This is a genomic window from Streptomyces sp. NPDC003042, assembly GCF_053591315.1.
The window spans coordinates 31,218-54,998 of record NZ_JBSFTP010000032.1 but is presented as its reverse complement, the minus strand read 5'-3'; the positions used below and the strand labels follow the sequence as shown (position 1 = coordinate 54,998).

General features: G+C 73.8%; 20 protein-coding genes. 13 read left to right on the top strand and 7 right to left on the bottom strand.

What is annotated here, in order from left to right; all coding sequences use genetic code 11:
* Window positions 1–2 precede the first annotated feature (2 nt).
* The 4 genes from ACWDYJ_RS18005 to ACWDYJ_RS17990 all read left to right on the top strand — a co-directional run bounded on the left by ACWDYJ_RS18005 (window position 3) and on the right by ACWDYJ_RS17990 (window position 3,453).
* Window positions 3–1,223: an MFS transporter gene (locus tag ACWDYJ_RS18005; RefSeq protein ID WP_451566525.1), complete on the top strand. Its 1,221-nt coding sequence runs from the start codon at window positions 3–5 to the stop codon at window positions 1,221–1,223.
* A 136-nt stretch (window positions 1,224–1,359) separates the two neighbouring features.
* Entirely contained in the window at window positions 1,360–2,364 is a 1,005-nt protein-coding gene (dhaK, locus tag ACWDYJ_RS18000; protein WP_451566524.1) for a dihydroxyacetone kinase subunit DhaK, read from the top strand.
* Window positions 2,365–2,425: 61 nt separating this feature from the next.
* On the top strand, window positions 2,426–3,040 hold the full coding sequence (gene dhaL / locus ACWDYJ_RS17995; RefSeq protein ID WP_451566523.1) for a dihydroxyacetone kinase subunit DhaL: 615 nt from the start codon (window positions 2,426–2,428) through the stop codon (window positions 3,038–3,040).
* Window positions 3,041–3,045: 5 nt separating this feature from the next.
* Window positions 3,046–3,453, top strand: coding sequence for a PTS-dependent dihydroxyacetone kinase phosphotransferase subunit DhaM (locus ACWDYJ_RS17990; RefSeq protein WP_451566547.1), 408 nt, complete (start codon window positions 3,046–3,048; stop codon window positions 3,451–3,453).
* A gap of 64 nt (window positions 3,454–3,517) precedes the next feature.
* On the opposite strand, the gene ACWDYJ_RS17985 is transcribed toward ACWDYJ_RS17990, so the two are convergent.
* On the bottom strand, window positions 3,518–3,952 hold the full coding sequence (locus ACWDYJ_RS17985; RefSeq protein WP_451566522.1) for an RNA-binding S4 domain-containing protein: 435 nt from the start codon (window positions 3,950–3,952) through the stop codon (window positions 3,518–3,520).
* Window positions 3,953–4,278: 326 nt separating this feature from the next.
* On the opposite strand from ACWDYJ_RS17985, the gene modA reads away from it, so the two are divergent.
* The 3 genes from modA to ACWDYJ_RS17970 all read left to right on the top strand — a co-directional run bounded on the left by modA (window position 4,279) and on the right by ACWDYJ_RS17970 (window position 8,014).
* Window positions 4,279–5,058, top strand: a complete 780-nt coding sequence (gene modA, locus ACWDYJ_RS17980) for a molybdate ABC transporter substrate-binding protein (RefSeq protein WP_451566521.1) — start codon at window positions 4,279–4,281, stop codon at window positions 5,056–5,058.
* A gap of 4 nt (window positions 5,059–5,062) precedes the next feature.
* Window positions 5,063–7,042 (top strand): ABC transporter permease, encoded by a 1,980-nt coding sequence (locus ACWDYJ_RS17975; RefSeq protein ID WP_451566520.1) that lies wholly within the window; start codon window positions 5,063–5,065, stop codon window positions 7,040–7,042.
* A gap of 108 nt (window positions 7,043–7,150) precedes the next feature.
* Window positions 7,151–8,014: a DUF4328 domain-containing protein gene (locus ACWDYJ_RS17970; protein ID WP_451566519.1), complete on the top strand. Its 864-nt coding sequence runs from the start codon at window positions 7,151–7,153 to the stop codon at window positions 8,012–8,014.
* Between the two features lie 10 nt (window positions 8,015–8,024).
* Here the strand turns inward: ACWDYJ_RS17970 and ACWDYJ_RS17965 are convergent, their stop codons facing one another.
* Both ACWDYJ_RS17965 and ACWDYJ_RS17960 read right to left on the bottom strand, forming a co-directional pair.
* Window positions 8,025–10,094: a SpoIIE family protein phosphatase gene (locus ACWDYJ_RS17965; RefSeq protein WP_451566518.1), complete on the bottom strand. Its 2,070-nt coding sequence runs from the start codon at window positions 10,092–10,094 to the stop codon at window positions 8,025–8,027.
* A gap of 46 nt (window positions 10,095–10,140) precedes the next feature.
* Entirely contained in the window at window positions 10,141–11,460 is a 1,320-nt protein-coding gene (locus tag ACWDYJ_RS17960; protein ID WP_451566546.1) for a DUF6777 domain-containing protein, read from the bottom strand.
* 322 nt (window positions 11,461–11,782) lie between these two features.
* Between ACWDYJ_RS17960 and ACWDYJ_RS17955 the strand changes: the two genes are divergently transcribed.
* Window positions 11,783–13,018: a streptophobe family protein gene (locus tag ACWDYJ_RS17955; RefSeq protein WP_451566545.1), complete on the top strand. Its 1,236-nt coding sequence runs from the start codon at window positions 11,783–11,785 to the stop codon at window positions 13,016–13,018.
* Window positions 13,019–13,037: 19 nt separating this feature from the next.
* Here ACWDYJ_RS17955 and ACWDYJ_RS17950 read toward each other — a convergent pair whose 3' ends face one another.
* From ACWDYJ_RS17950 to ACWDYJ_RS17940, 3 genes are read right to left on the bottom strand one after another with little or no spacing between them, the layout of a single operon-like run.
* Window positions 13,038–14,015: a serine/threonine-protein kinase gene (locus ACWDYJ_RS17950; RefSeq protein WP_451566517.1), complete on the bottom strand. Its 978-nt coding sequence runs from the start codon at window positions 14,013–14,015 to the stop codon at window positions 13,038–13,040.
* Window positions 14,015–14,617 (bottom strand): hypothetical protein, encoded by a 603-nt coding sequence (locus tag ACWDYJ_RS17945; protein ID WP_451566516.1) that lies wholly within the window; start codon window positions 14,615–14,617, stop codon window positions 14,015–14,017. Before ACWDYJ_RS17945 ends, ACWDYJ_RS17950 begins: the two co-directional genes overlap by 1 nt.
* 9 nt (window positions 14,618–14,626) lie before the next feature.
* On the bottom strand, window positions 14,627–16,987 hold the full coding sequence (locus ACWDYJ_RS17940) for an FHA domain-containing protein (protein ID WP_451566515.1): 2,361 nt from the start codon (window positions 16,985–16,987) through the stop codon (window positions 14,627–14,629).
* A 151-nt stretch (window positions 16,988–17,138) separates the two neighbouring features.
* Here ACWDYJ_RS17940 and ACWDYJ_RS17935 point away from each other — a divergent pair, with 151 nt between their 5' ends.
* The 5 genes from ACWDYJ_RS17935 (at window position 17,139) to ACWDYJ_RS17915 (ending at window position 22,356) form a co-directional block, all read left to right on the top strand.
* The gene (locus ACWDYJ_RS17935; RefSeq protein WP_451566514.1) at window positions 17,139–18,161 is read left to right on the top strand and encodes a cation diffusion facilitator family transporter; all 1,023 of its coding nucleotides are present in this window, start codon (window positions 17,139–17,141) and stop codon (window positions 18,159–18,161) included.
* Between the two features lie 45 nt (window positions 18,162–18,206).
* Window positions 18,207–18,704 (top strand): NUDIX domain-containing protein, encoded by a 498-nt coding sequence (locus tag ACWDYJ_RS17930; RefSeq protein ID WP_451566513.1) that lies wholly within the window; start codon window positions 18,207–18,209, stop codon window positions 18,702–18,704.
* Window positions 18,705–18,760: 56 nt separating this feature from the next.
* Window positions 18,761–20,017, top strand: a complete 1,257-nt coding sequence (locus ACWDYJ_RS17925; protein ID WP_451566512.1) for a Tm-1-like ATP-binding domain-containing protein — start codon at window positions 18,761–18,763, stop codon at window positions 20,015–20,017.
* A gap of 129 nt (window positions 20,018–20,146) precedes the next feature.
* A complete protein-coding gene (locus tag ACWDYJ_RS17920) occupies window positions 20,147–21,748 on the top strand; it encodes a serine/threonine-protein kinase (protein ID WP_451566511.1) in 1,602 nt (533 codons plus the stop codon).
* Complete coding sequence (locus ACWDYJ_RS17915; RefSeq protein WP_451566510.1) at window positions 21,745–22,356, top strand: hypothetical protein; 612 nt, start codon at window positions 21,745–21,747, stop codon at window positions 22,354–22,356. The genes ACWDYJ_RS17920 and ACWDYJ_RS17915 overlap by 4 nt, the downstream gene beginning before the upstream one ends.
* Window positions 22,357–22,455: 99 nt before the next feature.
* Here the strand turns inward: ACWDYJ_RS17915 and ACWDYJ_RS17910 are convergent, their stop codons facing one another.
* A complete protein-coding gene (locus tag ACWDYJ_RS17910; protein ID WP_451566509.1) occupies window positions 22,456–23,745 on the bottom strand; it encodes an ATP-binding protein in 1,290 nt (429 codons plus the stop codon).
* Window positions 23,746–23,781 lie beyond the last annotated feature (36 nt).

The following is a 23,781-nucleotide window of genomic DNA, read 5'->3' as shown; positions in this document are numbered from 1 at the left end:
GCGTGCCACCGACCCGGGCCGACGCGGCCACGACCGGGACAGAGTTCCGGTCGCGGCCGCGCGCCGCTCTCCCCGCCCTGTGCGCCACCCAGATCACCAGCTGGGGGATCGTCTACTACGCCTTCCCCGTCCTGCTGCCGCGGTTGACCGCCGACACGGGCTGGTCCGTCACCTCCGCCACCGCCGCCTTCTCGCTCGCCCTGCTGGTGTCGGCGCTCGCCGGAATCCCGATCGGCCGCATGCTCGACCGCCGGGGCCCGCGCGCCGTGATGACCGGCGGCTCGATCCTCGGCACGCTCGCCCTCCTCGTGATCGCCGCCTCACCCAACCTGGCCCTCTTCACGGCCGGGTGGATGCTCGCCGGCCTGGCCATGGCGGCCACCTTCTACTCCCCGGCCTTCGCCGCGGTCACCCGCTGGTGGGGACCCGACCGGGTGCGGGCCCTGACCATCGTCACCCTCGCCGGCGGACTGGCCTCCACCGTCTTCGCACCGCTGACCGCCGCCCTCGCCGAGCACCTGAGCTGGCGGGCCACGTACGTCGTCCTCGCGGCGATCCTCGCCGCCGTCACCATCCCCGCCCACGCCCTGGCCCTGCGCGCGCCCTGGCCGCCCGCGCCCCCGCCGCCACCGCCCACCGGGCGCGGGCCGGTCGCCCGCAGCCGCCCCTTCCTCCTCCTGGCCGCGTCCTTCACCCTGTCCGGCTTCGCCATGTACGCCGTGGTCATGGGCCTGATCCCGCTGCTCACCGAACGCGGCGCGAGCCCCTCGACAGCCGCCTGGGCCCTCGGGCTCGGCGGGGCGGGCCAGACCCTCGGCCGCACCCTGTACGCGGGCCTGTCCTCCCGTACCTCCGTCACGACGCGCACCGTCACCCTCATCGCCCTCGGCGGCGCGACCACGGCGGCCTTCGCGCTCGTGGCGGGCCCCCTGCCGCTGCTCGTCGTGCTCGCGGTGCTGGCCGGCGTCGTCCGGGGCAACCTCACCCTCCTCCAGGCCACCGCCGTCGCCGACCGCTGGGGCACCGCCCACTACGGCCGTCTCTCCGGGCTCCTCGGCGCGCCGGCCCACATCGCCGCGGCCCTCGCCCCCTGGGCGGGCGCCGCCCTCGCCGGCCCCCTCGGCGGCTACCCCGGTGTCTTCGCCCTGCTGGCCGTCCTCTCCGCGTTCGCCGTGTGCCTCGCCCTGGGAGCCGGGCCCACGGCGAGCGCGAAGCCGCGATAGGCGCCGCGCGTCCACCCGTGCGCACGCGCGGAAGTCCGAAGGAGGAGAAGAACGGACTCCCCGCTTTCACCTGCCCCGCTGCGTATCGTGAAGTCGAGCCGGCCCTCACGGGACCACCGCGACGAAGGAGACATCCGTGAAGATGCTGATCAACAGTCCGGACACCGTGGTCGCCGACGCGCTGCGCGGGATGGCGGCCGCGCATCCCGAGCTGGAGGTGGACGTCGAGCGGCGGGTCGTCGTACGCCGCGACGTGCGGGGCGGCGGGCGGGTCGGTCTGGTCTCCGGGGGCGGGTCGGGGCACGAACCGATGCACGCGGGCTTCGTGGGGTACGGAATGCTGTCCGCCGCGTGCCCCGGGGAGGTGTTCACCTCTCCGGTGCCCGACCAGATGCTGCGGGCGGCCACCGCCGTGGAGGCCGGGCAGGGCGTGCTGTTCATCGTGAAGAACTACACCGGTGACGTGCTGAACTTCCAGATGGCCGCCGAACTGGCCGAGGAGGAGGGCCTGCGGGTCGAGCGGGTGCTGGTCAACGACGACGTCGCCGTCACCGACAGTCTCTACACCGCCGGGCGGCGCGGGACCGGGGCGACCCTGTTCGTCGAGAAGATCGCCGGGGCGGCCGCCGAGGAGGGCGCGCCACTGGAGCGGGTCGCCGCCATCGCCCGGCGGGTCAACGAGTCCTCGCGCAGCTTCGGGGTGGCGCTGAGCGCCTGCACCACCCCCGCGAAGGGCGGCCCGACCTTCGAGCTCCCGGAGGGGGAGCTGGAGTTGGGGGTGGGCATCCACGGTGAACCGGGCCGGGAACGGCGGCCGATGATGACCGCGCGGCAGATCGCGGAGGTCGTGGTGCAGGCCGTACTGGAGGAGTCGGCGGAGGCGGGCCCGGCGGGCGGGCCGGTGCTGGTCCTGGTCAACGGGATGGGGGCGACCCCGCTGCTGGAGCTGTACGGATTCCACGCGGAGGTGGCCCGGGTGCTGGCCGCGCGGGGCGTGCCGGTGGCCCGGACACTCGTCGGAAACTACGTCACCTCCCTTGACATGTCGGGTTGTTCGGTGACGTTGTGCCGGGTCGACGACGAGCTGCTGCGTCTGTGGGACGCGCCCGTGCAGACCGCCGCGCTGCGCTGGGGCCGTTGACGTACGGCTGACCGTAAGGTGGCGGTGGGACCGGCCAGAGGGTGCGAGGCGAGGAGATCCGGTGCGTGACGCAGAGTTCTTCCGGCGCTGGATGGAGGCCGCGGCGACGGCGGTGGAGCGTGAGGCGGACCGGCTGACCGAGCTCGACTCCCCCATCGGGGACGCCGACCACGGCAGCAACATGCTGCGCGGCTTCGTGGCCGTACGGGCCGCCCTCGCCGCCGGGGATCCGCGGGCCTCGCCGGGCGCGGTGCTCCAGCTGGCCGGGCGGACGCTGATCTCCACGGTCGGCGGCGCGTCGGGACCGCTCTACGGAACGCTGCTGCGGCGCACCGGCAAGGAGCTCGGGGAAGCCGCCGAGGTCTCCGACGAGGAGCTGCGCAAGGCCCTGTACGCGGGAGTGGGCGCGGTGGCCCAGCTGGGCGGGGCGGCGCCGGGCGACAAGACGATGCTGGACGCGCTGGTGCCGGGGGTGGCGGCGCTGAGTACGTCGTACCGCGCCGCCGGTAACGCGGCGGAGAACGGCGCGCGGGCCACGGTTCCGCTGCTGGCCCGCAAGGGCCGCGCCAGTTACCTCGGCGAGCGCAGCATCGGGCACCAGGATCCGGGGGCCACCTCGGCGGCGCTGCTGCTGGGCGCGCTGGCGGACACCGCGGACGAGGACGGCGCCGCGTGAGCCCCGTGAGCCCGGAGCCGGTGGTCGGCATCGTGCTGGTGTCGCACAGCGCCCAGGTGGCGGAGGCGGTGGCGGAGCTGGCGCGGGGCCTCGCGGCGGGCGGTGCGGTGGCTCCGATGGCCGCGGCGGGCGGTACGGCCGACGGCGGGCTGGGCACGAGCGCCGAACTGATCCTGGCGGCCGCGGCCGCGGTGGACCAAGGGGCCGGGGTAGCGCTGCTGGCGGACCTGGGCAGTTCGGTGCTGACGGTGAAGGCGCTGCTGGAGGACGAGGAACTGCCGGCCGGGTCCCGGCTGGTGGACGCGCCCTTCCTGGAGGGCGCGGTGGCGGCGCTGGTCGCCGCCTCGGCGGGGGCCCCGCTGGAGGCGGTGGCGGCGGTGGCCACCGAGGCGTACGCGTACCGCAAGGCCTGACCCCGGCCCCGGCCCCGGCCCCGGCCCCAGGGGAAGGTCCCGGGGGCGGGCAGCGGCGCGTGGGTCAGCGGCCGCGGCGCAGGCCTTCGATCTCCCGTCGGTCGCGCTTCGTCGGGCGGCCCGTACCCCGGTCGCGGATGCCGACGACGGCGGCCTCGAGGGGAGTGGGCGGCGGCGGGCTGTTGTCGATGAAGCATTCGGCGGCGACCGGGGGGCCGACCCGCTTGGCCACGGGCCGCCGGACAACGACGATGCGTTCGCGGCCCGCGTGGAAGAGCCGCACCTCGTCGCCCGCGCGCACCGTCTGCGCCGGCTTCGCGCGCTCGCCGTTGACCTTGACGTGTCCCGCCCGGCACGCGGTCGCCGCGACGGAACGGGTCTTCGTCAGGCGGACCGACCAGATCCAGGCGTCCACGCGTGCGGATCCCGTCTCCAGCGGTCCGGTCGGAACCGTGCCCGGTGCCGTCGTCGACGGCTTCTCCGTCTCTTCTTCAGCCATACCCCGACTCTAGTGCTGTGACCGGCAAGGTTCACCGGGTCACGACGCCCGGCACGGCACCTCCCTGCGTTGTCGGACCGCGCGAGTACGTCCGGTACGAGCTGCGGCCCTCCGCCTTGGGATGCGCCCCACCGGACGCCGCGACCCGGCAAACCTTTCCGCCCACAGCACTAGCGACCCGTGGGGCCGCAAACGGAACGCTTTTGGCGGATGACACAACGGAGGCGGCACCTGCAATGGAGAACAGCCCAAGATAATTGCACATGCGCGAAAAATGGCACACCCTTGGCGCACATGCAGCCGACTCGACCGAGGAGCGCCCACCCGTGTCGCCGAGCTTGAACCGCCGCCGCAGCGCTGTCGCCGCGCTCACCGCCGCCCTCCTCGTACCCCTGACGGCGTGCGGGGGCGGCGGGGACGGCACGGGCAAGGGGGCCGGGGCCGGGCAGCTCACCGTCCTCGCCGCGTCCTCCCTCACCGACGTGTTCAAGGCCGCGGGCGCGGCGTACGAGAAGGCGCACCCGGGAACGCGGATCACCTTCTCCTTCGCCGGTTCGCAAGAGCTGGCCGCTCAGGTCAGGCAGGGCGCCCCGGCCGACGCACTGGTCACCGCCGACGTCAGGACGATGGAGGGCCTCGCGGCGGAGACAGACGCCGCCACGGTCATCGCGAAGAACCGTCTGGTCATCGCCGTCGGCAAGGGCAACCCGTTCGGGATCGACGACCTCGGGGACCTCGCCGACCCCAGGATCAAGGTCGTGCTGGCGGCGCCCGAGGTCCCGGTGGGCCGTTACGGCAGGCAGATCCTGCAATCGCGCGGGATCGAGGTGAAGCCGGTCTCCCAGGAGCCCAACGTCCGCGCCGTGCTGAGCAAGGTCGAACTCGGTGAGGCCGACGCCGGTCTCGTCTACAAGACCGACTCCGCCAAGTCCGGCGACAAGGTCACCACGGTCGACATCCCGGACGACCAGAACGCCGTGGCCGCCTACCCGGCCGCCACGCTCAAGCAGTCGAAGGACCGCGGGGCCGCGGCCGCGTTCGTCGCTTGGCTGAGCACCCCGGAGGCTCAGAAGATCCTTCAGGACGCCGGTTTCCAGAAGGCCTGACCCCATGAGCAGACTCCACACCCGCACCCGCACCCGCCCGCCCGTGACGCTGGCGCTTCCCGCGCTGCTCGCCGTCGCGTTCCTGCTGCTGCCCCTCGTCGGCATCCTCACCCGCACCCAATGGGGTGAGCTGGGCACCCACCTCGCGCGTCCCGGTGTCGTCGAGGCCCTGCGGCTCTCGCTGATCGTTTCCTTCTGGGCGCTCGGGCTCTCGCTGCTCCTCGGCGTGCCGCTCGCCTGGCTGCTGGCGCGGGTCGAGTTCAAGGGCAAGGCCTTCGTCCGCTCCCTGGTCCTGCTGCCGATGGTGCTGCCGCCGACTGTCGGCGGTGTCGCGCTGCTGCTCGGATTCGGGCGGCGCGGGCTGCTCGGGCCGTGGCTGGAGAGCGCCTTCGGCGTCACCCTTCCCTTCCACACCTCCGGCGCCGTCGTCGCGGCCACCTTCGTCTCGATGCCCTTCCTCGTCATCAGCCTGGAGGGCGCGCTCGGCGGGCTCAAGCAGAGCTACGAGGAGACCGCCGCCTCGCTCGGCGCCTCGCCCGTACGGGTGTTCTTCACCGTGACCCTGCCCATGGTGGCCCCCGGCCTCATCGCCGGCGCGGCGCTGACCTGGGCCCGCGCGCTCGGCGAGTTCGGGGCGACCATCACCTTCGCCGGGAACCTGCCCGGCACCACGCAGACGCTGCCGCTCCAGGTGTACCTGCTGCTCCAGGACCAGCCGGAGGCCGCCACCTCGGTCTCCCTGCTGCTGCTCGCCATCGCCATGGCGGTACTGGTCGCCCTGCGCGGCCGCTGGACGCCCGTCGCCCGCAGGGCCCCCGAGGCGCCGGTGACGTCCGAGGAGGTCTCCCCCGGCGCGCCGGCGGCACGTCGGGCGACGGGTCCCGAGGAACCGGAGGGCACCGACCGACCGGCGAGCACCGACGAACCATCGGCGGCGCCGGGCCGCGAACGCTGGCCCCTGCACGCCGAGGTGACCGGCTTCAACCAGCTCACCCTCGACGCCGAGCCCGGCACCACCATCGCCGTCGTCGGCGAGAACGGCGCAGGCAAGACCACCCTGCTCCGCGCCCTGCTCGGCCTCACCCCCCGGGCCCACGCCGAGCTGCGCCTCGGCGACACCGACGTCACCGCCCTGCCCCCGCACCGGCGCCAGGTGGCCTGGGTACCGCAGGACGGCGCGCTGTTCCCGCACCTGACCGCCCTCGCCAACACCGCGTACGGGCTGCGCGCCCACCGGGTCGACCGCGCCGAAGCCCGCCGCCAGGCGCAGGCGTGGCTGGACCGGCTCGGCGTCGGCCACCTGGCCCACCGCAAGCCCGCCCAGCTCTCCGGAGGCCAGGCGCAGCGCGTCGCCCTCGCCCGCGCGCTGGCCGCCCGCCCCCGGCTGCTGCTGCTCGACGAGCCCCTCGCCGCGCTCGACCAGACCACCCGGGCGCACGTGCGGCACACCCTGCGCACGCACCTGGCCGGCTTCGGCGGTGTCTGCCTGATCGTCACGCACGACCCCGTCGAGGCGGTCTCGCTGGCCGACCGGGTCCTCGTACTGGCCGACGGGCGCACCCTCCAGGACGCTCCGCCCGCCGAGGTCACCCGCCATCCGCGCTCCCCGTGGGTGGCCCGGATGCTGGGCCGCAACGCCTGGCCGGGCACCGCGACCGCCGACGGCCTCACGCTCGCGGGGGGCGGCCGGCTGGTGGTGGCGGAGACGCTGCCCGAGGGGGCGCGGGCGCTGGCGATCATCCCCCCGGAGGCGGTGTCCGTGCACCGGGACCGCCCGGGCGGCAGTCCTCGTAACATCTGGCCCGGCACGGTACGGGAGATCACCGCCGTCGGAAGCCGGCTGCGCGTACTGGTCGGGTCGAGCCAGGCACCCGACCTGGTCGCCGAGATCACCCCGGAGGCGGCCGCCGAACTGGGCGTGGCCGACGGCGCCGCGGTGTGGACCAGCGTGAAGGCCACGGAGGTCACCCTGGTGCGGCTCTGACGCCCGGGGCCGTGGGGTTCGCGCATCTGGCATATGTTTCATCGGTGCCCGCGTCACCGGACAGCGGGCACGGTCACACGTCACCTGTCCCGTGGGGGGTACAACGTCATGTCCTTCAGCGCACCCGGCTCACCGCCGCCGCCCCAGTCTCCCGGCCCGCACGATCCGTACGGCGCGCCCGCGCAGCCGTACGCAGCCCAGCCGTACGCAGCCCAGCCGTACCCCGCCGACCCCTACGCCGCCCAGCCGTACCCCGGCCCGCCGAGCTTTCCTCCCGGTCCGCCCCATGCCGGCCCGCCGCCGGCCGGCGGTGTGCTGCGCTCTTCGCGCGGCCTCGCGACCGCCCTGACCGTACTGCTCTCGGTCGCGGCCGTGGTCAATCTCTTCTCCTCGGCCAACAACCTGTACGTCTGGTCGCTCATGAAGGACGTCATCACGGACCCCCTGGCGGTCTCCGACGACACGCTGGACCAGTCCGACATGATCACGGCTGCCACCGGCATCTTCCAGATCCTGGCGCTGCTCGGCACGGCGGTCGTCTTCATCATTTGGTTCCACCGCGTGCGCGTGAACGGCGGGATCTTCCGCCCCGACGCGTTCACTCAGGGGCCCGGCTGGGCGATCGGCGGCTGGTTCATCCCGTTCGCCAACCTGGTCCTTCCCTTCCGTACCGCGAAGCAGACCTGGGCGGCCAGCACCCAGCTCGGTCCCGACGGCTCCCCGCGCACGACCTCCACCGCTCCGCTGACCGCCTGGTGGACGGTATGGGTCGTCGCCGCGCTCCTCGACCGCGTCTTCGCCCAGATGTACAAGAAGGCGGAGACGCCCGAGAGTTTGCGCGACGCTTCCGTCGTCGGCTTCTTCTCGGACCTCACCATGGTCGCCGCCGCGGTGCTCGCCATCCTCTTCGTCCGCAAGCTCACCGCCCTCCAGGACGTCAAGGCCGTCCAGGGCCCGTACGCCGCGGTCTGAGAACCGCGGCCTACGGGGACGGCGGCTGCGGGACGGTGAACTCGCACCACACGCACTTTCCGCTGCCCCGGGGCTCCACGCCCCACCCGTCCGCGAGCCGTTCCACCAGCATCAGGCCGCGCCCCGACACCGCCCAGTCGCCCGCCTCCCGGCGGCGCGGCAGGGCGCTGCTGGAGTCCTCGACCTCGATCCGGATCCGGCCCTCCCCGGTCAGCCGCATGCGGACGTCGCCGCCGCTGTCGGTGTGCACCAGGGCGTTCGTCATCAGCTCGTCCGCCGCCAGTTCGATCTCGTCCGCCCGGTCCCAGGCACCCCACGCGGCCACGGCCGCACGGATCAGGTGGCGGGCCATCGCAGGGCCCTGCGGATCGCCGGGGACCAGACGCTGGCGCAGCGGCCCGCCGCCGCGCGGCGCGGGGGTGCCGCGGCGGCGGAGCAGGAGCAGCGCCATGTCGTCCCCGCCGCCCGCGTCACCGACGAGGCCGCACAGCACGTCGGCGAGTTCCTCCACGTCGACCGGTCCGTGGCGGGCCGCGTCCATGAACTCCCGCATCCCGATCTCGCCGTCGCTGCCCGGACGTTCGATCAGGCCGTCCGTGCAGAGCATCAGGGTGTCGCCGGGGTGCAGTTCGAGGCTGGTGACGGGGTAGCCGGAGCCCGTCCCCGACCGGTCGCGCGGCGGCAGCCCGAGAGGGAGTCCGCCCGCCACCTGGATCCGGTGGCAGCTGCCGTCACCGCGGCGCACGACGGGGTCGAGGTGGCCGGCCCGGACCATGTTCAGCATCCCGGTGTTCAGGTCCAACTCGGCGTAGGTGCAGGTGGCGAACCGTTCGGTGGCCAGCTCGCGCAGGAAGGTGGAGGCCCGCGCCATCGCCGTGCCGGGGCTGTGCCCCTCGCTGATGTACGCGCGCAGCACGATCCGCAACTGGCCCATGACGGCCGCCGCGTCCGTGTCGTGCCCTTCCACGTCACCGATCATCACCCCGACCCGGCCCTCGCCGAGCGGGATCACGTCGTACCAGTCCCCGCCGATGTCCCGCCCCATCCGGGCGGCCCGGTACCGTACGGCGATCCGCGCGCCCGGCACCTCCGGGATCCTGCGCGGCAGCATGGCCCGCTGGAGGCTTTCGGCGAGGTCGTGCTCCTGCTCGAAGAGCATCGCCCGCTGGAGGCTCTGCGCGATGCCGCTGCCGAGCGCCATCAGCAGGTTCCGCTCCTCGGCGGTGAAGTCGCCGTCGCGCTTGTACAGCAGGCCGAGCGCGCCGATGGCACGGCCCTGGGCGATGAGGGGCAGGTAGACCCCGCTGCGCACGGCCAGCGGCTCGATGTACGGCCACAGCTGGGGGTAGCGCCGCTGGAACTCCTCCCGCGAGGCGATGAAGACCGGCTGCATGGTCCGTACGGCCTCGCTCATCGGGAACCGCGCGTCGATCCGCGTGTACTCGATCTCGGGTACGTACGAGCCCAGCTGTCCCTCCGCGACGAGGTGGATGCGGCCGCCGTCGACGACGCCGAGCATCACACTGACCGCCCCGAGGTGGCCGAGGGCCTCGGGGTCCTTGAGGACATCGGTCACGTCGTTGACGGTGCGGGCGTGGGCGAGGATCGCGGTGGTCCGCTCGACGACACCGGTCATCCGGCGCCGCCCCTCGTTCCGCTCCCAGCCGGCGCCGGACTCGACGGGGTCCTGGGCGGCGTCGCGCAGGATCCCGATGATCCGGTACGGACGGCCGTGCGGGTCCCGCAGGATGTGGCCCTGGATATGGGTCCAGGCGGCGCCGCCGTCCCTGCGGCGGCTGCGGAAGTAGACCCCGTAGTGGCTGCGCCCGTCCTTCAGCGCCTGTTCGACGCGCTGGTCGAACCGGGCCGCCTCCTCCCCCGCCACCACCCGGCCGCGCAACGCGGCGAGGGTCCCGCCGAACTCCTCCGGACGCAGGTCGAGGACCTCGAGAGCGGTGGGGTCCAGATGGATCCGGCCACTGTCGAGGTCCCAGTCGAAGGTGCCCATGCGGTTGAGCGCGAGGCTCAGGTCGGGCCGCGCGGGCCAGTCGACCTGGGCAATCCGTCCCCGCTGGTCCATGCGGCCAGGGTCTCACCCTTCCCCTACGGACGGCATCCGCTGGCCGTCAGCGGCCGTTCGCCGAGGGCGGAGGGACGGGCTGAGTGGTGGTGGGTGGCGGTTCCGGCTCCGGGGCGGGTGAGACCGTCGGAGGTGAGGCCGTCGGAGGCGAGGTCTCGGGTTCGGGCGGGCTCCGCAGGACGGGCGGGGGCGAGGAGATCTCCGGCGAGGGAGACACCACGGGCGGCAACGAGACCGGCGGGCAGGGGCCGGTGGGATCGCCCGGCCCCGGGGGCGGGGTCACGATCACGGTGCCGGACAGCGAGGGGCACGGGCTCGGGGAGACCGGCTGCGGCACCACCGTGCCGGGCGACGGTGAGGGTTCCGACGGCGAGGGTTCCGACGGAGTCGGCGTGGACGGCGTGGAGTGCGGGGACGGCGTGGAGTGCGGGGACGGCGTGGACGGCGTGACCTTCGGGGTCGGGTCTACGGGCGGCGGCACGGGCTTGTCGTTCTTGACGTGACGGGCGCCCCGGTCGCGCTCGAACCAGCGCCGGTCGGCGTGGTCGTAGATCACGAACTTGTTCACGATCGTCACCGACGGCGCGATGACCACCACCTGTGCGGGCTGGTACGAGCTCCACGGCTGACCGAACCGCTTCGGGTTCGCCTTCAGCGCCACCGGGGGTCCGAGCGGGTTCCCGCACGCGCACCGCACCCTCGGCACGCCCCGGTCGTCCACCAGCACGGCCGTACCGGCCTGGAGCACCGCCTGATAGGCGGTGGCCCGGCCGTCGCGGTAGCCGTGGTTGGTGACGCGGGTGTCCAGGCGCAGCTGGACGGGGGTGAGGGAGCGCAGGTAGCCGGGTACGGCCGCCGGTTCGATCTCGACGACCGCGGCGAAGGCGCCGTTCTTGGCGGGCTCCGCGGACAGCACCCTGATCTGCTTCTCGACGTCGCAGCTGGCGATGTCCCTGGTGCCGCCGTAGACGCCCGGGGCGGCGCCGCTGACGCTGCGCGTGACCTGCCCACCCCTGGTCGGCTCCGCGCTCGGCGAGGCCGGGGGCGGGCGCTCCGGTGGCGGGGTAGCCTCCTTCGCCGCCGTCGACTCGGTGAACGGGTCGGGTCCCGACGCGGAGGCGGGCTGGAGGAACACCTCGGCGCCGGCCTGGTTCGTGGACGTGCCGTCGGGCCGCGTCAGCACCACGACCAGGGCCGCGACGGCGGCCAGCGCGACGATCGCGGTCGCCAGCCGGGGCAGGGAGCGCCACCAGGGTCCCCGGGACGGCTGCCCACCCGGGCCGGACGGACCCCCGGGGGGCGCGGGCGGCGGCGGGGGCGGGGGCCCCTTCTCTCCGCCGGAGAGTGGTCCCGAGGGCGGTCCCATGGGGCGCCCGGACGACGGCGGCTGCGCGGACGGCGGCTGCGGCGACGGCTGGTTCGGCCGCGGCGGCCGCCGGCCGGAGGGTTGCGTGGTCACGGACTCTTCTTCCCAGGCGGCGGCGGACTTCCGGCCCAGCTGGACGTTCCGAGGGGGCATTCCGCCTACGGATAGGGAAATGTCCCGGTTTCTTGTGTTCCTACCGGCCATTGTGTGCGCCGTCCAGGTGGTGCCCGCAAGCCGGGGTGCCTACGGTTGCAGCGTGAGCCGTACCTCTCCGAGGGCATGGCGCGACGCCTTCGTCGCCGTGGTGGCCGGCTTCGCGGTGATGACCGCGGTGGCCGCTGCGGGGCTGGCCTGCGCGGGCGCCGGGGAACTGCCGGGCGGCGCGTTCCCCCGGGTGGTCGCCGCCGTCGTCGTGATGGCGGCCGGCGGCTCGGTCGAGGTCTCCGGCGGGGCCGGGTTCCTGGCAGGGGCCGATGCGAGCCTGGCCGTACTGCCGCTCTCGGTGAGCCTGGCCGGGGCGCTCACCGCCGGGTACCGCTTCCTGCGGCCCCTGCACAACCGGGCCGTGGCCGGCCCCGGCGAACTGCTCGCCCGGGCGGCCCCCTTGGTCCTGCTGTGGCTGCTCGCGCTCACGGGCACCGCGCTGCTCGCCCGCCAGACGTTCGGGATCTCGACCGGCGACTCCCCCCTCGGGGAGATCGGCGAGCTCCTCGACGCCGCCCCGACGGTGGGCTTCCGGGCCGACCTGCCCGCCACCTTCGTCTTCGGGCTGCTGTGGATCCTCGGCCTGTTGCTGATCGCCCTCCTCGTCTCGCGCCGCGCGCCGCTCCCGGCCGGGCTGGTGCGCTTCCACGCGGCGGTGCGCCCGGCCGCTTTCGCCACGGCCCTGCTGCTCCTCGCGTACGTCGTCCTCGGCCTCGGCGTCGGCCTGGTGGTGGCCGCGACCCAGGGTCATGCCGCCCGGACCCTGGCCGTGGTCCTCCTCGGGCTGCCGAACCTCGCCTGGCTCGCCCTCACCCTGGGCATGGGAGGCGCCTGGCAGGGCAAGGCCGACGGCCCCTTCGGGCTGCCGATGCCGCAGCTGTTGGACCAGGTCCTGCGCGGCCGCGAGCTGTCGACGGTCGATGTGGCCTCGCTCGCGGAGCGGGACGCCCGGGCGTGGTGGCTGGTGGTGGCGGCCGCCGTCCTGCTGCTCGGCGCGGGCCTCCTGGCTGCCGTACGGTCCCCCGCGCACGTCCGCGCCTGGCAGCACGCGCTCCACCTCGCGGTGGCCCTGGCCCTGGCGACCCTCACGGTGTGTCTCCTGGCCCGGGTCCAGGCCCAGTTCGGTCTGTCCCTGCTGGGCCTCGGCGAAGTGGAGGGCCTCGGCGGCACGGTCGAACTGACCCCCGTGCTGGGGCGCACGGTCGGTCTCGCCCTGCTCTGGGGCGCCCTCGCGGGCTTCCTCGGCGCCCTCCTGGCCCGCCCGCTCCACCGCCGCGGGCTCGTCGAAACCGGTACCGGAGCGGAACAGGGACCCGTCACACCACAGCAGCCACCCGGCGGCACCCGACGCTGATGAGGGGACGACGGTCGGGTCACCCCCGCGCCCGGAACACCGGCAGCGCCCACCGCGGCGGCGGGGGCGGTGGCTGCTGCGGGTCGAACGGCCGGGCCGCCCGCGCCGGCGGGTGCGGGCGCGCGGGGCCCGCTCCCGCCTCCCGCAGGGCACGCGTGAACTCCAGGCAGCTCCCCCACCGGTCCTCCGGCGCCTTCGCCAGCGCCTTCTCGAGCACCTCGTCCACGCCGATCGGCAGCCCGGCCCGGCGTGAGGACGCGGGCGGCGGAAGATCGTACTGGTGGGCCCAGAGCAGGGCCATGTCTTCGTCCCGCTGGAACGGCGGCCCGCCCACGAGGGTCTCGTAGACGACGCATCCCAGGCTGTAGACGTCGCAGCGCCCGTCCACCGGCTTTCCGGCGATCTGCTCCGGTGCCACGTAGTCCAGCGTCCCGACGAACTGGCCCACGCTCGTGAACCCGGTCAGCGACAGCGATTTCTTCGTCAGCCCGAAGTCCGTGAGGTACACGTGCTCAGGGTGGTCGCTGTCCGTGCCCTGCGCGACGAGGATGTTGCCCGGCTTCACGTCCCGGTGGACCAGGTCGTGGGCGTGGGCCGCGTCGAGCGCCGAGGCCACCTGCCCGGCGATCCGCGTCGCCGTCGCGACCGGCAGCGGCCCCGTCCGGTCCAGCATCGCCCGCAGGTCCTGGCCGGCGACGTACCGCATGGCGATGAAGAGCAGCCCCTCCGCCTCCCCCGCTTCGAACACGGGCACGATGTGCGGGTGGTCGATGGCCGCCGCGACCTTCGACTCGTGTGCGAAGCGCCGGCGGAAGGTGTCGTTGCGGGCGAGTTCCGGGGCCAGCAGCTTCAGCGCCACCGTACGGTCCAGCCGCAGGTCCCGCGCACGGTAGACGACCGCCATGCCGCCGCGCCCGATCTCGCTCTCCACCAGGTATCCGGCGATCTGCTTGCCCTGGAGGTCGGTCGGCCGCCCGGACGGCGGGTCCGCGCCCATCACCGCCCTCCGGCCTCGGGCTGCTCAGCGACGCGGGTCGGCTCGTACGGGACTCCTTCCGCGTCGGCCTCACGTACGGCATCCGGCGGCGCGGTCGGAGCACCCGGTCCCGTGACGACCGCGTACGTCGTCAGACGGCTTCCCTCCGCGTACATCCACCGTCCCGCCGCCTCGTCGAACACCCACACGCACTCCCCGTCGAGCACGACCGCGGCCCGCAGCCCGCGCGTGGCGCGCCGGAAGTCCTCGGCGTTCGCCTCGCCCGAGGCGAGCGCGTCGGCGGCCTGCCGGTAGCTCTCCAGCGCTTCCGCGGTCCGGGTGAGCAGCGGGGCCGGGTCCTCGGTCCGGGCGAGGGGCCGTCCGGCCGTCGGCGGCGGCTGCGGCACCGCCACCAGCAGCCGCCCGTCCACCCACGCGGACCATCCGTTGGCGCACAGGATCTCCCCCCACTCGCCGCGCCGGGACAGCAGCCGCACGGGGAGGAACGCGTCCAGGGGCGTCGTCGGCCGGGACACGTCCGGCTCCTCCCAGGCGGGCAGCCCGTCCTGCGGCACCACATGGGTGGGGCGGAACTCTGCGCCGAACCACTCGGGGTTGCTCATCGGGCCGCCCTACTTCCGCATGATCGCGGGCTCGTGCCGCCGCAGCAGCCGGGAGACCAGCAATCCGAAGAGCACGGACAGGGCCACCAGCATTCCGGCGTTCAGCAGCCAGACCCCGGCGGAGTGGGCGAACAGCGGGTCGTCGGTGAGCGGGCCGGGCACGATCCGGCCGAGGTCGATGGTGGCCGCCGTCGCGCCGAGCGCCCAGCGCGACGGCACGAACCAGGCCAGCTGCTCGATGACCGGCACTCCGTCGAGCTGGAGCAGCGCCCCGCAGAAGACCACTTGCACGATGGCGAGGAGGACCAGCAGCGGCATGGTGACCTCTTCCTTCTTCACCAGGGCGGAGACCAGCAGGCCGAGCATCATCGCGCTGAAGGACAGCAGCGCGATGGCCACCGTGATTTCGAGCAGGGGTGGCAGGAAGACGCCGGTGCCGCCCGGGGCACCGTGCTTCACGCCCAGGAGGCCGACGAGGGTCAGCACCACGGCCTGGGCCACGGTGATGGCGCCCAGGACGACCACCTTGGACATCAGGTAGGCGGAGCGGGACAGCCCGACGGCGCGTTCGCGCTGGTAGATGACCCGTTCCTTGACCAGTTCGCGTACCGCGTTGGCCGCGCCCGTCAGCACACCGCCCACGCACAGGATGAGCAGGGCGTTGATCGCCGTCTCCTGGGTCAGGGCGCTGCCGGCCAGCGCGCGGGCCATGGCGCCCATCACGAACGGCAGCGCGATCATGACGGCGAGGAAGGTGCGGTCGGCACTGAGCGCGGCGGCGTAGCGCCGGATCAGCGTGGAGAGCTGGGAGCCCCAGCTCTGCGCCTTCGGCGGCGGAGCCGGCGGGGCGGCGGGGCCGGGCGGGCCGCCGTCGGGGCCGACGCCGGTGCGGGGCGCGCTCGCCACGTAGGCGCGGTGTTGCGACGAGTCCGCGTACTGCCCGGCCCAGTCGCGGTCCCGCTCGTTCTCGAAGGCTTCGAAGGCCTCCGGCCACTGCTCGAAGCCGAAGAATCCGAGGGTGTCCCCGGGCGGCCCGAAATAGGCGACGCGCCCGCCGGGGGCGAGCACCAGCAGCCGGTCGCAGACGTCGAGGCTGAGCACGCTGTGGGTGACCACGATGACGGTGCGGCCGTCGTCGGCGAGGCCGCGCAGCATGTGCATCACCGAGCGGTCCATGCCGGGGTCGAGGCCGGAGGTCGGTTCGTCGAGGAAGAGCAGCGAGGGTTTGGTCAGGAGCTCCAGCGCGACGGAGACCCGCTTGCGCTGGCCGCCGGAGAGGCTGTGGATGGGCTGGTCGGCGCGCTGGCCGAGGCCCAGTTCCCCGATCACCTCGTCCACTCGCGCCTGCCGCTCCGCCTTGGCGGTGTCCTGCGGGAAGCGGAGTTCGGCGGCGTAGGTGAGGGCGCGGCGCACGGTGAGCTGCGCGTGCAGGATGTCCTCCTGGGGGACGAGTCCGATGCGGCTGCGCAGTTCGGCGTAGTCCCGGTAGAGGTCGCGGCCGTCGTAGAGGACGGTGCCGTGGTCGGCGGGGCGCAGTCCGGTCAGGGCGCCGAGCAGGGTGGATTTGCCGGCGCCGCTGGGGCCGACGACGGCCAGCAGGCATTTCGCGCCGACGGGGAAGGAGACCTGGTCCAGCAGGGTCTTGCGGCCGCGGTCGACGGCGACGGTCAGGTCCCGCACGTCGAGGGAGACCTCGCCGGAGTCGACGTACTCCTGGAGCTGGTCGCCGACGAGGCAGAAGGCCGAGTGGCCGATGCCGACGATGTCGCCCTCGGTGACCCGGGCCCGCTCGACGGGGGCGCCGTTGAGGTAGGTGCCGTTGTGGCTGCCGAGGTCGGTGATCTCGTACGTGCCGTCGGCGAGCGCACGCAGTTCCGCGTGCCGGCGGGAGACGACGAGGTCGTCGAGGATCAGGTCGTTGCCGGGTCCGCGGCCGATCCGTACGGCGGTCCGCGCGGGTAGCGGGTGGATGGAGGTCGGCCGGCGGAAGGTGCCGCTCAGCTCGGGCTCGAAGACCCCCGAGGGCCGGAAGGCGGCGGCGGGGGGCGGCGTGCGGCCGACGAGGACGGCGCGGGGGCCGTCCTCGGCGCTGCCGAAGCGCAGCTCGCTGCCGGGCCCGACGCTCCACTCGTCGATGCGGTGGCCGTCGACCCAGGTTCCGTTGGTGCTGTCCTCGTCCTGGACGGTCCAGTGGTCTCCCTCGGGGCGGAGGATCGCGTGGTGCCAGGAGACGCGGGCGTCGTCGAGGCAGATCTCGCAGAGGGGGTCCCGCCCGACGTGGTAGGTCCGGCCCGGGCTCATGTCGGTGGAGCCCCTGTCGGTTTCCAGGACGAGTTCTGGCGCGGTCGACGCACCGGGGCTCTGGACCATGGACAGATTTTCCCACGAACCGGGCGACCCGGCATAACAGCAGGTCAGCGGCCTGTTATAGGTAATGACAACGGTCTCCGTTGCAGCCTTTGCCGATCTCGCCGCGGTGCGCTTCACTTCACGCGTCGGAACCGAACAAATGGGGGATGCCATGACCGGGCAGGACCATTCGCACGACCACGGCGGGCACGATCACAGCGGGCCCGGCGGTCACGGCCACGGCGTCAGCGCGGACGCGGACCGCCGCTGGCTGGCGATCGCGCTCGCCCTGATCGGCGGCTTCATGGCCGTCGAGGTGGTCATCGGCGTCCTGGCCCATTCGCTGGCTCTGATCTCCGACGCCGCGCACATGCTGACGGACGCCGTCGCGATCGTGCTCGCGCTGATCGCGATGCGGCTCGCGGCGCGTCCCGCGCGGGGCGGCTTCACGTACGGGCTCAAGCGCGCGGAGATACTGTCCGCGCAGGCCAACGGTCTGACCCTGCTGCTGCTGGGCGTCTGGCTGGCGTACGAGTCCGTGGAGCGGCTGATCGATCCGCCGCCGGTGAAGGGCGGGCTGGTGCTGGTGACGGCGCTGGCGGGCATCGTCGTCAACGTGGGCGCGGCCTGGTGCATCTCGAAGGCGAACCGCTCCTCGCTCGCCGTCGAGGGCGCCTACCAGCACATCCTGAACGACCTGTTCGCCTTCATCGGGACGGCGGTGGCCGGTCTGATCGTGCTCACGACCGGTTTCGTGCAGGCCGACTCGATCGCCACGCTCGTGGTGGTGGCGCTGATGTTCAAGGCGGGCTACGGGCTGGTCCGCGAGTCCGGGCGGATCTTCCTGGAGGCCGCTCCGGCCCACGTGGACCCGGACGCGGTCGGCGACCGGCTCGTCGGGCACCCGCCCGTCACCGAGGTGCACGACCTGCACATCTGGACGATCACCTCCGGGCAGGCGGCGCTCTCCGCTCACGTGCTGGTGGAGCCCGCGGGCGACTGCCACGCCGTGCGCCGGGATCTGGAGGCGCTGCTGGAGAAGGAGTACGGGATCACCCACACCACCCTCCAGGTCGACCACGTCCAGGACGTCCTGCTCTCGGTCGGCCGCGCGGGCGAGGAGGCGGGGGCCGGGGATCCGCACTGCGCCGACGCCCACGGGCCGGTGCACCGGCAGGGCCCGCACGCACACTGACGGCCCGACCGCTTCACGGTGTGGCCGCCGGGCATACATGGAGCCATGACGGGACCGAGGACGACCAAGCGCAGCGCCGGCCTGCTCCTGTTCCGCCGCACCGGCCCGGATCCGGACGCCGGGATCGAGGTCCTGCTCGGGCACCTGGGCGGCCCGCTGTGGGCCGGGCGGGACGCGGGGGGCTGGGGAATCCCGAAGGGTGAGTACGCGCCGGACGAGACGCCCCGGGACGCGGCCCGCCGGGAGTTCACCGAGGAGATCGGGCTGCCCCCGCCGGAGGGCGAGTACCTGCCGCTGGGCGAGGTACGGATCTCCGGCGGGAAGCTCGTGACCATCTGGGCGGTGGAGGGAGACCTCGACCCTGCCCTGATGGTGCCCGGGACGTTCCCCATGGAGTGGCCTCCGCACTCCGGACGCGAACAGGAGTTCCCCGAGCTGGACCGGGTGGCCTGGTTCACTCCCCCGACGGCCCGGGACAAGCTGATCACCTCTCAAGTTCCCTTCCTGGAACGGCTGCTGACGCTTCTCCACGGGTCCGACTGAAGGGTTGACCCTCCTTTTACTTGCCAACAAACCGCATCTGCGTGGACATTGCACATATGACGAACGTCGTGCTGGTGGGAACTCTGGACACCAAGGGTGTCGAGTACGGCTGGTTGCGCGAGAGGCTGCTGCGCACCGGCGTCGAAGTGGTACTAGTGGACACCGGGATCATGGGAGAACCCCGGGTGTCCGCGGACGTGCCGCGCGAAGCGGTGGCCCGGGCGGCCGGAACGGAACTGTCGGAACTGCGCACGGCCGCCGACCGGGGCGCGGCCGTGACCACGATGGCCCGGGGCGCCGAGGCGACCCTCTTACGCCTGCACGCCGAGGGCCGGCTGCACGGGGTGCTCGCGATCGGCGGCAGCGGCGGCACCTCCATCGCCACCCGGGCGATGCGGGCGCTGCCGCTGGGCGTGCCGAAGCTGATGGTCTCGTCCATGGCGTCGGGGGACGTGGCCCCGTACGTCGGATCCTCGGACATCACGATGATGTACAGCGTGGTGGACATCGCGGGCCTCAACAGCGTCTCGACCCCGATCCTGGCCAATGCCGTGGAGGCCGTCGCCGGGATGGCCAAGGGATTCGAACGCGCCTCGCTCGACCTCCGCCACCCGCCCCGCCTCGGCGCGGGCCCACGGCCGATCGTCGCGGCGAGCATGGCGGGCGTGACCACGGCCGGTGTGGACGCGGCCCGCGAGCGGCTGACCGAACTCGGCTACGAGGTACTGGTCTTCCACGTCAGCGGTACGGGCGGCCGCACCCTGGAGACCCTCGCCGGGCAGGGAGTCTTCGCGGGCGTGCTGGACCTCACGCTCAGTGAGCTCGCCGACGACCTGTGCGGCGGCATCCTCACCGCCGGCCCGGACCGGCTCAGCGCGGCCGGGCGGGCCGGGATTCCGCAGGTGGTGAGCCTGGGGGCGCTGGACATGGTGAAGTTCGGCCCGCTGGAGACCGTGCCCGAACGGGCCCGCCACCGGCTGGTCCACGTCCACAACCCCTCGATCACGGTGATCCGTACGACCGCCTCCGAATGCGCGGAACTCGGGCGCCGCGTCGCCGCCAAACTCCGCGGGGCGACCGGGCCCACCGCGGTCTGCCTGCCCCTGCGCGGGCTGTCCACCCTCGGAGCACCGGGCGGTCTCTACCACGACCCCGGCGCGGACGGGGCCCTCTTCACCGCGCTGCGCGAGGGATTGCGGGGCAGCGCCGCTCGGCTGTACGACTACGACACCCACATCAACGACCCCGCCTTCGGGCGGGCCGCGGCCGACCGGCTGCACGCCATGATCGGCACGGTGGCCGCCGCGGCCTGACCACCGCACGAGACACGCGGCACGGCGGGAACCAGCCATGGCGCCCTCACGTCCCTGGTGGTGGCCGGTCGGGGGACGACCGGCCGGACACCATCTGGGGGCGGTGACGCCACGGACGGGGAGCGGACGATGAACAGCGACTGGACGGTACCCGGCTACACCGAGGTCCGCGAGCTCGGCGCGGGCGGCAGCGGCCGGGTGGTGCTCGCCGTCCACGCCGCCACGGGCACGGCGGTCGCGGTGAAGTACCTCAGCGACCGGCTGCGCGAGGACCCGGCCTTCGTACAGGAGTTCCGGGCGGAGGCCCGGCTCCTGGGCGGGCTCGGGTCCCCGTACGTGGTGGGCCTGTACGAGTACGTGGAGGCACCGGACGGCGCCGCGATCGTGATGGAACTGGTCGACGGGATCTCCCTGCGCGCGGTGCTGCGGGAGTCCGGGCGGACCGAACCCGAGGCGGCGCTGGTGCTGCTGAAGGGGTCCCTGCTGGGGCTGGCCGCCGCGCACCGGGCGGGGGTGGTGCACCGTGACTACAAGCCGGAGAACGTCCTGGTCGCGGCGGACGGTTCTTCCAAGCTGGTGGACTTCGGGATCGCGGCGGACCGCGGCACGACCCCCGGGGTGGCGGGTACGCCCGCCTACATGGCTCCGGAGCAGTGGCAGGGGCAGCCGGCCTCGCCGACGGCCGACGTGTACGCGGCGACGGCGACCTTCTTCGAGTGCCTGACCGGACGCAAGCCCTACGACGGGGAGAACTTCGCCGAACTCGCCGTCCAGCACATCGAGGCGCCGGTACCCGAGACGGAGGCCCCGGAGGCGGTACGCCCGCTCATCCGGCGGGGTCTGGCCAAGCGGCCGGAGCAACGGCCGGAGAACGCCGAGGCGTTCGTGACGGAGCTGGAGGGCGTGGCGCTGGCCGCGTACGGGCCGCACTGGGAGGAGCGCGGGCAGCGCAAGCTCGCCACACTGGCGGCCCTGCTGCCGTTGCTGTTCCCCTCGGCGGGCTCCGCCGCGGCGGGCACCACGGCGGTGGCCACGACCACGATCGGCGGTTCCTCCGGCTGGGCTCCGGGACGCGGCGGCTGGTTCGCGACGGGGCTGGCGCTGGTGCTGGGGGCGCTGCTGGTGCTCACGACGGACGCGATCGGCGGCACCCCGCCCGGGGCGTCGGCGCTCAGCGCGTTCGCCACGACGAGCGCCGCCCCGCCGGGCACGGCGTCTCCCGCACCGAGTCCGTCCGCGTCGCCGAGCACGTCACCCACGCCGACCCCGACGCCGGCACCCACGCCGACACCGACCCCGAGCCCGACCCCCAGCCATGCGGTGAGCCCCACGCCGAAGCCCACGCCGAAGCCGACGGTGACCTGGCCGCCGACTCCCACCCCGACCCCGTCGCCCACCCCCACCCTGAGGGTGACCAAGGTCGACGTCTCCCTCGATGTGGGCGTCTACCGGGGCGAGGCCACCGTTTCCCTGGCGACCCAGGGCACCGGTCCGGTCACGGTCGTCCTGGAGTGGTTCCTCGGGAGCGAGCCGGGGGACTTCGCCGTGCCGGACGGCACCGACACGGTCGTCGTCCAGGCCGGATCCCCGGGTCCGGTGGTCCAGGGCCACGCGTTCTCCCGAGGGCGCGGCTGTTACGGCGGCGTCCGGGTCACCACCAAGCCGGCCGCCGGGAACCAGTCGGCCTCCGCCTCGAAGATCCTGCCGCGCTGTCAGGAGCCCGTACGATGACCGATCCCCGCGCCCAGCACGCAAACCACGGCAACCAGGACGACGAGTACAGCGCCACCGTCCTCGGCAGCCACTGGTTCACCGGCCCCGCCGGTCCGGAGCCGGTCGTCCCCGACCGGGTCGAGGGTTCGGTGCTGCGGTTCGGGCCGGGGGTGACGGCGGCCATGCCGGCGCCGTTCCCCCTGGTGGCTCCGGCGTCGCCGCGGCGCCGCTCCGGGGGCTGGCGCCGGTACACGCTCGCCGCCGTCGTCCTGGCCGCCGTCCTCGCGTACCTGGGCTGGCAGCGGTTCGGTCCGGCCGTCGAGGTGCGCGACGTGGTGGTCAGCACCGCCCCGCAGGGCCCCGGCTGCGATTCCGCCGCCGATGTGGTGGCCGTCGTACGGACGAACGGGCGCCCGGGCACCTTGACCTACCGGTGGGTCCGCAGCGACGGCTCGCGCTCGGAGGTCCTCAGCGAGCGGGTGCCCAGCGGACGCGAGGAGGCCACCTTGCACCTGCTGTGGACCTTCCAGGGCAGGGGAACCTACCCCGCCCGGGCCGAACTCCAGCTGATCTCGCCCGCGCCGCGCGCGGCCGCGGTGGAATTCACCTACCGCTGCCGGCCCTGACTCCGCATGGATGCACGTCCGCGGGGGAGGCCCGCAGCCCCATCGGGGAGAGGCTGCGGGCCATTTCACCGTCCCCCGCCGCAACCGGGGAAACGGAGCTCAGAACCGCGCGTGAGCGGTGATGTCCGCCTCGAACGCGCCGGTCATCGCGGGGGTGACCGTCGGCCGGCACTGCGCGACGGCGGCCAGGTAGTCCGCCGTGGTCGCCCCCAGCTGCGCGGCGGCGGCGCCCCGCGCGCCCACCGCCTCCAGGTCCCGCTCGAAGGACACCTGCGCCGCGATGCGCGCCGCGTGCTCGATGTCGGCGGGGGTGAACAGCTCGGTCGCCGCCACCAGCGCCGCTACGTCGACATCCGCGCGCCCGGCCGTGTAACGCGACCAGATCGCGGCGCGGGCCCCGGCGTCCGGGGTGCCGATCGGGATCAGGTAGTCGAAGCGTCCCGGCCGCAGGAAGGCCGGGTCGAGGGAGCGGATGGAGTTGGTGGCGCACACCAGTAGCCGCTCGTCGCCCTCCCGGAAGCCGGGTATCAGCTTGAGCAGCTCGTTGGTGACCCCGTGGATCCCGCCGGGCTGGGCGGGCTCGGTGCGTACGGGGGCGATCTCCTCGACCTCGTCGATGAAGACGAGGACGCGCTCCAGCTCGGCGATCCGGGAGAAGGCGTCGCGCAGCGCGGTGGCCAGGTTGCCCTCGTCCGCGAGGCGGGAGGGCAGCAGTTCCACGAAGGGCCAGCCGAGCCGGGAGGCGATGGCGCGGGCGAAGGTGGTCTTGCCGGTGCCGGGCGGTCCGAAGAGGGTGATGGCGCGCGGCGGGCGCACGCCGTGCGAGGCGGCCCGCTCGGGTTCGGCGAGCGGCAGCACCACGCGCCGCTCGATGAGGTCCTTCTCCTTCTCCATGCCGGCGACCTTGGCCCACAGGTCGTTGGGCAGGAAGCGCCCGCCGAGGTCGTCGAGGAGGCCGGCCGCCGGGCCGTGCAGCGGCTCGGTCTTCTCGAAGTAGGCGACGGCGGGCTGCCGGGTGTAGCCGGCGTTGAGGAGGCCCTCGCCGAGCAGGTCCTCCTCGGGCAGGACGTAGGCGATCCGCCCGACGCGGGCGGCGATGAGCCGCCGCTCCAGCTCGACGAGCAGGGCGCTGGCCAGGCCCCGGCCGCGCCATCCGGCGGCGATGGCGATGCGCATCACCCAGGCCCGCTCGCCGGTGACGCAGGCGAGGGCGGCGCCGATCGGGACGCCCTGGTGGACGGCGACCACGCAGGGCTGCCGGTCGGTGAGAGCGCTGATGCACTCGGCAAGGGAGAAGACGGACTCCTGGCCGAGTTCGGCCGTGGTGTCGATCAGATGGACCACAGCTGCGAGATCGCTCTCGCGGTAGTCGTGGATGAGCCAGTTCACCGGGTACCGCCCCTCGTTCGTACTCCTGCGGCGAGG